General features: G+C 59.5%; 8 protein-coding genes and 1 pseudogene. 7 read left to right on the plus strand and 2 right to left on the minus strand.

Features of this window, described 5'->3' with window-relative positions:
• From ACXRVY_RS07730 to ACXRVY_RS07760, 7 genes and pseudogenes are all read left to right on the plus strand, one after another.
• On the plus strand, positions 1 to 1,237 hold a 1,237-nt coding region (locus ACXRVY_RS07730), incomplete at its 5' end, for a transketolase-like TK C-terminal-containing protein (protein ID WP_458237202.1).
• 11 nt (positions 1,238 to 1,248) lie between these two features.
• Complete coding sequence (aceF, locus tag ACXRVY_RS07735; RefSeq protein ID WP_223461707.1) at positions 1,249 to 3,192, plus strand: dihydrolipoyllysine-residue acetyltransferase; 1,944 nt, start codon at positions 1,249 to 1,251, stop codon at positions 3,190 to 3,192.
• Positions 3,193 to 3,465: 273 nt separating this feature from the next.
• Entirely contained in the window at positions 3,466 to 4,860 is a 1,395-nt protein-coding gene (locus ACXRVY_RS07740; RefSeq protein ID WP_458237203.1) for an alkaline phosphatase D family protein, read from the plus strand.
• Positions 4,861 to 4,881: 21 nt separating this feature from the next.
• Positions 4,882 to 5,175, plus strand: a pseudogene (locus ACXRVY_RS07745) (2-oxo acid dehydrogenase subunit E2); the annotation flags it as partial.
• A 317-nt stretch (positions 5,176 to 5,492) separates the two neighbouring features.
• Positions 5,493 to 6,683, plus strand: a complete 1,191-nt coding sequence (locus tag ACXRVY_RS07750) for a hypothetical protein (RefSeq protein WP_458237204.1) — start codon at positions 5,493 to 5,495, stop codon at positions 6,681 to 6,683.
• Between the two features lie 333 nt (positions 6,684 to 7,016).
• Positions 7,017 to 9,710: a putative bifunctional diguanylate cyclase/phosphodiesterase gene (locus ACXRVY_RS07755; protein ID WP_223461701.1), complete on the plus strand. Its 2,694-nt coding sequence runs from the start codon at positions 7,017 to 7,019 to the stop codon at positions 9,708 to 9,710.
• Positions 9,711 to 9,863: 153 nt separating this feature from the next.
• Entirely contained in the window at positions 9,864 to 10,562 is a 699-nt protein-coding gene (locus ACXRVY_RS07760) for an OmpW/AlkL family protein (protein WP_223461698.1), read from the plus strand.
• Positions 10,563 to 10,837: 275 nt separating this feature from the next.
• On the opposite strand, the gene ACXRVY_RS07765 is transcribed toward ACXRVY_RS07760, so the two are convergent.
• Together ACXRVY_RS07765 and ACXRVY_RS07770 are read right to left on the minus strand one after the other, a co-directional pair.
• A complete protein-coding gene (locus ACXRVY_RS07765; protein ID WP_223461696.1) occupies positions 10,838 to 11,767 on the minus strand; it encodes an NAD-dependent epimerase/dehydratase family protein in 930 nt (309 codons plus the stop codon).
• A partial coding sequence (locus ACXRVY_RS07770; protein ID WP_458237205.1) for a sugar nucleotide-binding protein occupies positions 11,760 to 12,491 on the minus strand: 732 nt, incomplete at its 5' end. The genes ACXRVY_RS07770 and ACXRVY_RS07765, both read right to left, overlap by 8 nt.

Genomic DNA, 12,491 nt, shown 5'->3' on the forward strand with positions numbered 1-12,491 from the left:
GGACACCCTCAAGGCGATCCTGGACGGCTCGGGCGACCGTGAAATCTCCACCACCATGGCCTTCGTGCGGATCCTCGCACAGCTGGTCAAGGACAAGGAAATCGGCCCGCGCATCGTGCCGATCATCCCGGACGAAGCCCGTACCTTCGGTATGGAAGGCATGTTCCGTCAGCTGGGCATCTACTCCTCCGTCGGCCAGCTCTACGAGCCAGTCGATAAAGACCAGGTGATGTTCTACAAGGAAGACCAGAAGGGCCAGATCCTCGAGGAAGGCATCAACGAAGCGGGCGCCATGAGCTCCTTCATCGCTGCCGGTACTTCGTACTCCAGCCACAACCAGCCGATGCTGCCGTTCTACATCTTCTACTCGATGTTCGGCTTCCAGCGTATCGGTGACCTGGCCTGGGCCGCTGGCGACAGCCGCACCCGTGGTTTCCTGATCGGCGGCACTGCCGGCCGTACCACCCTGAACGGTGAAGGCCTGCAACACGAAGACGGTCACAGCCACCTGCTGGCTGCCACCATCCCGAACTGCCGCACCTACGATCCAACCTACGGCTACGAGCTGGCGGTGATCATTCAGGACGGCATGAAGAAGATGACCGAAGAGCAACAGGACGTCTTCTACTACATCACCGTGATGAACGAGTCGTACCAGCAGCCTGCCATGCCGGCCGGTGCCGAAGAAGGCATCAAGAAAGGCATGTACCTGCTTGAGGAAGACACCCGCGAAGCGGCGCACCACGTTCAGCTGATGGGCTCCGGCACCATCCTGCGTGAAGTCCGTGAAGCAGCGAAGATCCTGCGCGAAGAGTTCAACGTCGGCGCCGACGTGTGGAGCGTTACCAGCTTCAACGAATTGCGTCGCGACGGCCTGGCCGTTGAACGCACCAACCGTCTGCACCCTGGCCAGAAGCCTAAGCTGAGCTACGTCGAAGAGTGCCTGAACGGCCGTAAAGGTCCGGTCATCGCGTCTACCGACTACATGAAGCTGTTCGCCGAGCAGATCCGTCAGTGGGTACCGTCCAAGGAATTCAAAGTCCTGGGCACCGACGGTTTCGGCCGTAGCGACAGCCGCAAGAAACTGCGTCATTTCTTCGAAGTCGACCGTCATTTCGTGGTGTTGGCAGCCCTGGAAGCACTGGCTGACCGTGGCGACATCGAACCTAAAGTGGTGGCCGAGGCCATTGCCAAGTTCGGTATCAACCCGGAAAAACGCAACCCACTGGACTGCTGAGGAGAGATTTTGTGAGCGAACTCATTCGCGTACCTGACATCGGCAGCGGTGAAGGTGAAGTAATTGAACTGTTTGTGAAGGTCGGCGACCGTATCGAAGCCGACCAGAGCATCCTGACGCTGGAATCGGACAAGGCGAGCATGGAAGTGCCCGCGCCGAAGGCCGGTATCATCAAGAGCCTGAAAGTGAAGCTGGGCGATCGCCTGAAAGAAGGCGACGAACTGCTGGAACTGGAAGTCGAAGGTGCCCCTGCGGCTGCCGCTGCGCCGGCTGCCAAGGCTGAAGCCAAACCGGCTGCTGCTCCTGCCGCCGCCGCTCCTGCTGCTGCGCCGGCTGCCGCCAGCGTTCAGCAAGTGCACGTGCCGGACATCGGTTCGTCGGGCAAGGCCCAGATCATCGAGATCCAGGTCAAGGTCGGCGACACCGTCGCGGCTGATCAATCGCTGATCACCCTGGAATCCGACAAGGCCAGCATGGAAATCCCGTCGCCTGCCGCTGGCGTGGTCAAGGCCATCAGCGTCAAGCTCAACGATGAAGTCGGCACTGGCGACCTGATTCTGGATCTGGAAGTGGCGGGTGCTGCTGCACCAGCTGCTGCCGCTCCAGCTCAGGCGGCCGCTCCTGCCGCCGCTGCTCCCGCGCCTGCCGCTGCCGCACCGGCTGCTCCAGTGGCCGACAGCGTTCAGGACATCCACGTTCCGGACATCGGTTCGGCGGGCAAGGCCAAGATCATCGAAGTCCTGGTCAAGGCCGGCGACACCGTTGTGGCCGACCAGTCGCTGATCACCCTGGAGTCCGACAAGGCGAGCATGGAAATCCCGTCGCCAGCCGCTGGCGTGGTGGAAAGCATTTCCATCAAGCTCGATGACGAAGTCGGTACCGGCGACCTGATCCTCAAGCTGAAAGTCAAAGGCGCCGCTCCGGCCGCTGCACCGGCAACTGCCGCTGCAGCTCCGAGCGCACCTGCTCCAGCTGCTGCTCCTGCCGCCGCCGCACCTGCTGCTGCCCCGGCCGCCGCGCCAGCCAAGCCTGGTGCAAAAGTTCACGCCGGCCCTGCCGTGCGTCAACTGGCCCGCGAATTCGGCGTCGAGCTGAACGCCGTTGGCGCCAGCGGTCCGCACGGTCGCATCCTGAAGGAAGACGTGCAGGTTTACGTCAAGGCCATGATGCAGAAGGCCAAGGAAGCGCCGGCCGCTGCTGCTGGCGCAACCGGTGGCGCGGGCATCCCGCCGATTCCGGTCGTGGACTTCAGCCGCTTCGGTGAAATCGAAGAAGTGCCGATGACCCGCCTGATGCAGGTCGGCGCCGCCAACCTGCACCGCAGCTGGCTGAACGTGCCGCACGTGACGCAATTCGACTCGGCGGATATCACCGAGCTCGAAGCGTTCCGTGTTGCCCAGAAAGCCGTTGCAGAGAAGGCCGGCGTCAAGCTGACCATCCTGCCGTTGCTGCTCAAGACCTGTGCGCACCTGCTCAAGGAACTGCCGGACTTCAACAGCTCGCTGGCGCCAAGCGGCAAAGCGATCATCCGCAAGAAATACGTCAACATCGGCTTCGCCGTCGACACCCCGGATGGCCTGCTGGTACCGGTCATCAAGAACGTCGACCAGAAGAGCCTGCTGCAACTGGCCGCCGAGGCTGCTTCCCTGGCTGAAAAAGCCCGGACCAAGAAGCTCTCGTCGGACGAGATGCAAGGCGCCTGCTTCACCATTTCCAGCCTCGGCCACATTGGCGGCACCGGCTTCACGCCGATCGTCAACGCGCCGGAAGTCGCGATCCTCGGTGTTTCCAAGGCAACCATCCAGCCAGTCTGGGACGGCAAAGCCTTCCAGCCGAAACTGATGCTGCCACTGTCGCTGTCCTACGATCACCGTGTGATCAACGGCGCCGCTGCTGCACGCTTCACCAAGCGTCTGAGCGACCTGCTGGGCGACATCCGCACCATGCTCCTGTAACACCGACCGGCCCTCCTTCACCGGAGGGCCTGTTGCGTTCCACGTTTCCGAGCGCCACGCTCGTACCTCAACCCCGCCAATTTGGCGGGGCTTTTTTTTGCCTGAAGTTCTTGCTTGATACGCTTTCCTACATTTGTGGCTGATATCGCCCACAACTCGAATCCATTTCTGCCAGATATTTATTCAGGCCAAATAACTAGTCTTGGCTGAACACCCTCCCATTACATCCGAAATAACCAACTACCAATTAACTGGCAGCGATTGGACTCAAACATGCTCAAACTAACTGTTGGCCCGATTATTGGCCACACCACAACTAATCACGCGCGTATATTTGTGCGCGGCGAAGCGCAAAAAGATGCACCCGTATTTGCCGGCATCCGTTATCGGCAGTCCGGGCGTGAGCAATGGCTTAAAAGTATCTTTGTAAGGCTGACAAGCCTGCAAGACATGTCCGATGTCATTGTTATCAATAACCTGGCGGCCGATACCGAATACGAATACCAGGCTGGCTGGTTCAGTACCACGAGTGCCGGGCACTCCGTGGATTCGGTGCAAGAACTGCCGCTGCGATGGCCGCAAGAACTCTATCGCGTGCGCACCCGGTCCAGCACGGCCGGCACACCACGAGCCTATTTCGTTGGCTCATGCCGTTACTTGCGGATGACCGCCGGCATCCCGTCGGCGCCACATCTGGGCGACCGGATATTTGCCTCGATTTCACAATTGGCTCAGCAAGCCGACCCGCCGGTCAGCGCGATGTTGATGACTGGCGATCAGATCTATGTCGACGATTTGAATTTTTTCGCACCTGACCGCGAATATCAGGAAATACTCGCAAAATACCGTGCGACTTTCTCACAGCCGCATATTTCCAGGTTAATGGCCAATGTATCGACTTACATGATCCTCGACGATCACGAAATTGAAGATAACTGGCCGAAAAATAAAAAATCAGGCGATGATTTTTTATATAAAAACGCCATCACTGCTTATGAGTTATATCAAGCCAGCCACAGCCCGGCATTTGAATTACTAGAGGATGGGCGGATCAGCCGGCATCCGAAGCACTATTGGTATAAGTTCACCGATGGCGATATCGAATGGTTCGTCACCGATAGCCGCACCCAGCGTAATCTGTCCGCCGATGATCGACGTATCCTTGATGTTGAGCAGGAATATGCCTTGTGCCAATGGCTGATCCACAGCCCCGCCCGGGTCAAGTTGGTGGTCACCAGCGTGATGCTCTATCCCGACGCCAAACACAACGGGGATGACGCCTGGGCCGGTTTTCCCGGGCAACGGCTGCGGTTGCTGGAGACCATTCGCTCGCACCGACTGAAGAATATCATTTTCGTTTCCGGCGACGTCCACGGCTCCTTGACCAGTCGACTGACCCACAGCGAAGACCCGGACTTTGAGGTGCACACCATCGTGTCGTCGCCATTGTGCAACATCAAACTGTTGCCCTATGCCAGTCAATCCAGCTTTATCCTCGACCAGCCGTTGGCACGCAACGCCGCAGGCGAATATCGACAGGAATTGACCGGCAAAGTCATCAGTCAGGATAACTTCGCGCATCTCGTCATCGATGCAGAACGCATTCAGGTGAATTACCACGATCGGGAGGGCAAGTYGCTGCAATCGACAGGCATTAATTTGCGTTGATGGCAAAAAAATCACAGCCTTCGGGACGCTCGGCTTTCGTCAGACGAGATGCAAGGCGCCTGTTTCACCATTTCCAGCCTCGGCCACATTGGCGGCACCGGCTTCACGCCGATCGTCAACGCGCCGGAAGTGGCGATCCCCGGTGTTTCCAAGGCAACCATCCGGCCAGTCCGGGATGGCAAAGCCTTCCAGCCGAAACTGATGTTGCCACTGTCGCTGTCCTACGATCACCGTGTGATCAACGGCGCCGCTGCTGCACGCTTCACCAAGCGTCTGAGCGACCTGCTGGGCGACATCCGCACCATGCTCCTGTAACACCGACCGACCCTCCTTCACCGGAGGCCCGATTGCGTTCCACGTTTCCGAGCGCCACGCTCGTACCTCAACCCCGCCAATTTGGCGGGGCWTTTTTTTGCCTCGATCTCCACTGTTCTCCAAAAATAATATCCTGTTATTTCTGACAGTTGTTTTTCCAGCCTTACGTCACTTAGTTTAATAAGCGAGGGCCAATCACTGGTCCCATTATTAAGGATGATGACATGCAAAACCCACCTCAACCACGCTGCAGCGCTCGCTCCAGCCCACGCCTGGACACGACTTTCGGCACCCAAGGCACTGTGAAGTGCAACGCAATGCTGCTTGGTAACGGGGTATCCGCCTCGTCTATCTATGCCGTCGCTCTGCGTCAGGACCGCTCGCTAGTGTTGGCAAGCAGCTATGCCGACAAAGCACTTCTGATCGCCTTGAACGAGGATGGCAGCCTGGACCGAACCTTCAATGCCCAGGGTTATGTGTCTGAGGATCTTGATGATGTACGCCCCAACGAAGGTATCGATGTTCAGTTGATGCCCGATGGTCGGTTGCTGCTGACAACATGGCTCGAAGGCCAGGACGGGTATATTCCAGGGTTCGTCATGTACCACCACAATGGCCAGCGTGACCGGACCTTCGGCAATAACGGGGTCACCATCGTCGAATTGGATTCCTCGCGCAACGCCAGGACCCGGCGCTCAATCATGGCCCGCTCCTCAAAAGCTCGTAATGGCACCCACAGCACTCCGCCCATCATGACTCCCGAGGGACAGTTACTGATTCCGTTCGTAATGGACAACTTCTACGGCGAACCGGCCAGGACCGTTCTGATCCGCCTGAAGGAGAACGGGCAACTGGACACCCAATTTCACGATAAAGGCTACATCGAGATCACCTATGAAAATGGCCCGTGCCGACTGGATGCAATCATCAGTCTGCCGGCGCGCGACCTTGCGCAACGCCTCGTACTGGCCGGCCAATATAGCGGAGGGGCGCTACTGGCTGGCGTGACTCTGGAGGGTGAAGCCGATCCGGCCTTCGGCAATCAGGGCTTCACGGCCCTGCCCGGCGAGCGGGCATTCCTGGCGCTGGACCAGACGCCGGATGAAGAACTGCTTGCCTCGGGCTACACCCAGACCCCACAACAGGCACTCGCGGGCTGGATCGTCCGGTTTACCTCAAACGGGCATCTCGACCAAAGTTTCGAACCTGTCACCACGCCTGCCGATAGCCGCAACATTCGATTCGAGCGCGTGCAATCGAACGATGACCAGCAGATCCTCTGCGCCGGGCAAATCATCTCTCCTGGGCCACGTTTTCATGGCGTGCTGGCTCGCTACTTACACAATGGCCAGCCCGACGACAGCTTTGGCAAAAATGGCCTTTTCGAAGAACTCGAAGGCAGTTTCTGGGACATCATCAGAACCGATAACCAGCTGCTGGCGGTCGGCGGGCAGACTGACAACTCCGCCGGTTCGGTACGACGCTACCATCTAACCCCTGAAACTTGAGATCTCTTCGCCGACTTCCATAGCAAAAGTTGAGGGAGGCACCCCCCCCCACTGGACGACGATGTATCGCTCACACTTCAACCCCACCAATCTGGCGGGGTTTCTTTCATCCGCATTTTTTACCGAAAAGAGAAATCAGAGCTCAAATTCGGCCAAATTTATGACTTTTTGCTATTAACTGGAGAAATCTTCGTTCCTGCCGACATAGGCTTATAGCACTTGGCCTYCATCCTCTCTTGTCAGCCAGTGCCGCATGATGCAACCTTGCCGCAGGCAACAGTAAAGAGGGCGAGAGCCCGGCGCGTTCAGCATATTCGAAGCGAGTTTCCCTCCATGAAAAGCCAACCCGATGCCGCCAGCCGTATGGTGGCCGAGGTAGTGACGCAGTTGCCTGTGCCCTCGCGGCTCGGCATGCTGCGTTTCGAACGGCTTAATGAACCCAGCTGGGCGCTGCTGTTTCTCGATCCCAATTGCGAACGCCAGTTCGGTCTGCCAGCCGTCGAGTTGTGTGCGCTGGTGGGCTCGCCCTACGCCAGCCTGATGGAGCCGCAAGCGCGCTATCAACTGCACGACGCGGTCCAGCAGCAGCTGACTGAAAGCCCGCATTACCTGATCCGCTACACCCTGCACACCGCCTCGGGCTCCCTGAATCTGCTGGAACTGGGCGAAGCCTACAAACAACACAATCGTCACCTGTTGCGCGGCTACCTGTTGGTCATTGACGGCCTGGTCGAGGACGACCCGCTGCAACCGGCGCTGGATCTGGAAACCCAGAACTCGCGCCTGCAAATCGCCCTGGAACTCAATCAACGTGCCCAGCAGGAGCAACTGCTGCATCTGGACCGGGCGCGTGCCCAGCAGGACCTGATCCTGCTGCTCACCCGTCAACGCTACAGCAGCAACAATTCCTTGCAGGAAGCCGCCGAGCTGATCACCCGCAGCGCCTGCGATATTTACGAGATCGACTGCGCCAGCCTGTGGCACCTCGAAGGCTCGAGGCTGGTGCCGATCTCGGCCTATCACCGCACGAATCAGCAATACCTGCTGCCGCAGCCGATCGACGTCAGCGTTTTCCCCGATTACCTCGACGCCTTGCACACCGGCCGCGCCATCGACGCCCATAACGCCATGCGCGACCCGCGTACCCGGGAGATGGCCGAAAGCCTGCGTCCGCGCGACGTCAACGCAATGCTCGACGCCAGTATCCGCGTCGATGGCCAGGTGGTCGGCGTTTTGTGCCTGGAGCAGACCGGCGCGACCCGCGCCTGGCAGTCGGATGAAATCGCCTTCGCCGGAGAACTGGCGGACCAGTTTGCCCAGGTCATCAGCAACCACAACCGGCGAACCGCCACCAGCGCCCTGCACCTGTTCCAGCGTGCGGTCGAGCAAAGTGCCAACGCCTTTCTGCTGGTCAACTGCGACGGCGTGGTGGAATACGTCAACCCGAGCTTCACCGCGATCACCCAATATTCCACGGAAGAAGTGCACGGTCAGCGCCTGTCAGAACTACCAGCCCTGGAGAACCTCAGCGAACTGCTGTTCGACGCGCCTTCGGCGCTGGCCAAGAGCAACAGTTGGCAGGGCGAATTCAAGAGTCGCCGGAAAAATCTCGAACCCTATTGGGGCCAGTTGTCGATCTCCAAGGTTTACGGCGACAACCGCGAGCTGACCCACTACATCGGCATCTACGAAGACATCACCCAGGCCAAGCTCGCTCAGCAACGTATCGAGCGCCTGGCCTACACCGACAACCTGACCAATCTCGGCAACCGCCCGGCCTTCATTCGCAACCTCGATGAACGCTTCGCCCGGGACAGCGATGCGCCAATCAGCCTGTTGCTGGTGGACATCGATAACTTCAAGCGGATCAATGACAGCCTTGGCCACCAGACTGGCGACAAGCTGCTGATCAGCCTCGCCCGACGCCTGCGCAACAGCCTGGTTCCGAGCGGCAGCCTGGCGCGATTCGCCAGTAACGAATTCGCCGTGTTACTGGACAACAGCGACCTCACGGTGGGTCAGCAAGTAGCCAACCAGTTACTGGCGACCCTCGACAAACCGATGTTCGTCGACAACCAGTTGATCAGCGTCACCGGCTCCGTGGGCCTGGCCTGCGCGCCGCTGCACGGGCGCGACCCGCAAACCCTGATGCGCAATGCCGGGTTGGCGCTGCACAAGGCCAAGGCCAATGGCAAACACCAGGTGCAAGTGTTCACCGAAGCGCTCAACGCCGAGGCCAGCTACAAGCTGTTCGTCGAGAACAACCTGCGACGCGCCCTGACCCAGAACGAACTCGACGTGTTCTATCAGCCCAAGCTGTGCTTGCGCAGCGGTCGCCTGCTGGGCATGGAAGCACTGCTGCGCTGGGACCATCCGGAAAAGGGCATGATCCGCCCGGATCAGTTCATCAGCGTCGCCGAAGAAACCGGGCTGATCATTCCGATCGGCAAATGGATCGCCCGCCAGGCCTGCCGCATGAGCAAAGCGCTGACCGCCGCCGGCCTGGGCAACCTGCAAGTGGCGATCAACCTGTCGCCCAAGCAGTTTTCCGATCCGGACCTGGTGGCCTCCATTGCCAACATCCTCAAGGAAGAAGCCCTTCCAGCTCATTTGCTGGAGCTGGAGCTGACCGAAGGCCTGCTGCTGGAAGCCACCGAAGACACCCACTTGCAACTCGACCAACTCAAGCGCCTGGGCCTGACCCTGGCCATGGACGACTTCGGCACCGGTTACTCGTCGCTCAGTTACTTGAAAAAATTCCCCATCGACATAATCAAGATCGACCGAAGCTTCATCCACGAAATCCCGGACAACCAGGACGACATGGAAATCACCTCCGCGGTGATCGCCATGGCGCACAACCTGAAAATCAAGGTCGTGGCTGAAGGCATCGAAACCGCCGAGCAGTTGTCGTTCCTGCGCCGTCACCGCTGCGACGTCGGCCAGGGCTACCTGTTCGATCGTCCGATCCCGGGCAATGAGCTGATCGAAAAGCTCAAGCGCTACCCACGTGGCCCAATCGCCTGACAGGCACAGAACCTGCGAGCTCGCTCGCGAAGGGCCATCGAAATCGCTACAAAATCCACTCCTTGCCACTTTCCTTGAGCTGCATCAAAAGACCGATTCGTTAGGCACCTTACCATTGGACATCGAACATTTTTAACGTCCTCTGGAGCCCCCATGAACAAGTCCATGCTCAGCGCTTCGCTGGTTGCCCTCGCGCTCGCAGCCCCGCTCGCCCAAGCCTTCGAGGCCGGCGATATTCTCATTCGCGCTGGTGCAATCACCGTCAACCCGGAAGCCGACAGCTCCAGCGTCAAGGTCGATCAAGGTCCTCTGGCGGGTGCCGACCTGGGTGGCAAGGCGACCATGAGCAGCGACACGCAACTGGGCTTGAACTTCGCCTACATGCTCACCAACCACCTGGGTATCGAGCTGCTGGCAGCCACACCGTTCGAGCATGACGTGAAACTCAAGGACACGGCCCTGAGCGCGGCCAACGGCAAACTCGGCACCCTCAAGCACCTACCGCCAACCTTGAGCCTGGTGTACTACCCGCTGGATCCGAAGTCGGCCTTCCAGCCGTACGTCGGCGGCGGCATCAATTACACCTATATCTACGACGAACACGTTGGCAGCCAAGCGCAGTCCGCCGGTTTCAGCAACTTCAAGGCGGAAAACTCCTGGGGCCTGGCATGGCAGGTCGGTGCTGACTACATGCTGACCGATAAGATCATGATCAACGCCCAGGTGCGCTACATCGACATCGATACCCGCGCCACCGTCGAGAACAACTCGATTGCCCCAGGTACCCGGGCACGTGTGGACGTCGATGTAGACCCATTCATCTACATGGTGGGTCTGGGCTACAAGTTCTAAGCGACATCGCTGAAAGAATGTTCACGTGGTGGTGAACCTGGATGTTGTGGCGAGGGAGCTTGCTCCCGCCGGGTTGCGAAGCAGCCCTATTCCAGGCAGAAGCGGTGACTCAGACAAACCGCATTGACTGGATTGACGACTGCTACGCAGTCGAGCGGGACGATGCGGCGATCCGACAAGCTCCCTCGCCACAGGAATTGCACAGACTTTTAATGCAAATTCCGGCCACAAAAAAGGCGCCTGTCAAAGGCGCCTTTTTTGTGGCAGCAAAAATCTCAGCGCCCCAGCAACCGCGCCAGCCCCACACGCATCGGTGTCTGCTCTGTGGTAGTGAAGCGCTCCAACAGACGCCGGTTGTTCGCCCGGGAGTGACGAATGTCACCGGAGCGCGCCGGACCGTAGCTCACCGGTGGCAACTTGCCGACCACGGCTTCCAGCGCTTCGAGCATTTGCTTGAGTGTCGTCGCCTGGTTCCAGCCAACGTTGACCGCACCGACTTCGACCCGAGGCTTCTCGATGGCCTGCACCAGCAAGTCGACCAGGTCTTCGACGTAGACAAAATCCCGGGTCTGCTCGCCATCGCCGAACACGGTGATCGGCAAGCCCTTTAGTGCGCGCTCGCTGAAAATACTGATCACCCCGGAGTACGGCGAGGACGGATCCTGGCGCGGGCCGAAGATGTTGAAGAAGCGGAAAATCACCGGCTCCAGCCCATGCTGGCGGCGGTAGAAGTCGAAGTAATGCTCGCTGGCCAGTTTGTCTACCGCGTAAGGCGTCAGGGGGGCCTTGGGCGTGTCTTCATCGATCGACTCACCTTCACCATTGTTGCCATAGACCGCCGCGCTTGAGGCAAACAGCACGCGTTTGACTCCGGTCTGGCGCATGGCCTCGCAGACATTCAGCGTGCCGATGAAGTTGCTCTGGTGCGTGCGCACCGGATCGTCCACCGAGGCCTGCACCGAAGCAACGGCGGCCAGGTGCGCCACAGCACTGCAACCGGCCATCGCCCGGGCAACCAAAGCCGCATCGGCCACGTCGCCGACGATCAGTTCGACCCTGGGATTGTCCAGCGGCAGATTGCTGCGCTTGCCGGTGGACAGGTCATCGAGAATCCGCACCGCATGGCCCTTGGCAAGCAGGGCGTCAGTCAGGTGCGAACCAATGAAACCGGCACCGCCGGTGATCAAAACGGGACCGTCAGCCATGGCGATAGAACCTGTCCAGTAGACCGGGAAGCGCCGCACGCCAGGCGCGCGGTTTGATCCCGAAGGTGTGCAGAATTTTTTTGCAGGCCAATACCGCGTGTTGCGGTTCTTCGGCAGCATCAGGACGCGCGGCATGGGCCTGAGCGGTCGGGGCTTCGATGGCCAGCGGATGCAGGCTGCGGGCTTCAGTCAGAATCGCCTGCCCCAGCGCCAGCGGCGTAGTCGCCTCATGCCCGGCGTAGTGGTAGGTGCCCCACAGCGGCGCGGCACAATCGAGTTGCTTGAGCACTGAAATGATCACGCGGGCAGCATCGTCGACCGGCGTCGGATTGCCCCGTCGGTCATCGGCCATCAGCAGCTCTTCGGGTTGTTCGGCACGGGCCAGGAAGCGACCAAGGGTGCCATCCGGACTGTCGTCCAGCAGCCAGCCGAAACGCAMCAGCACGTGTTGCGGGCAGGTGGCGCGAACGCTTTGCTCGATCCGCCACAACGCCTGACCGCGCAGGCCCAATGGCACCGGTTCGTCTTTTTCGCTGTAGGCCGTGGCACGGGAGCCGTCGAACACTCGATAGCTGGAAGGTTGCAGCAGGACGATGTTGTGGTGCTGGCACAATTCCGCCAGACGCTCGATCGCACGCTCCTGGCCGGCCAGACGCTGTTCGCTCACCGCCTCTGCCTGAAACCAGTCGAAGTAGTAGGCAAGGTTGATCAATGCATCGGGACG

Source organism: Pseudomonas sp. P5_A2_2, assembly GCF_054177685.1.

What these genes read in the sequence shown, in the direction of transcription:
- ACXRVY_RS07750 (WP_458237204.1), top strand. Translation starts at nt 5,493, where the DNA reads ATGCTGCTTGGTAACGGGGTATCCGCCTCGTCTATCTATGCCGTCGCT.
- ACXRVY_RS07755 (WP_223461701.1), top strand. Translation starts at nt 7,017, where the DNA reads ATGAAAAGCCAACCCGATGCCGCCAGCCGTATGGTGGCCGAGGTAGTG.
- ACXRVY_RS07760 (WP_223461698.1), top strand. Translation starts at nt 9,864, where the DNA reads ATGAACAAGTCCATGCTCAGCGCTTCGCTGGTTGCCCTCGCGCTCGCA.
- ACXRVY_RS07765 (WP_223461696.1), bottom strand. Translation starts at nt 11,767, where the DNA reads ATGGCTGACGGTCCCGTTTTGATCACCGGCGGTGCCGGTTTCATTGGT.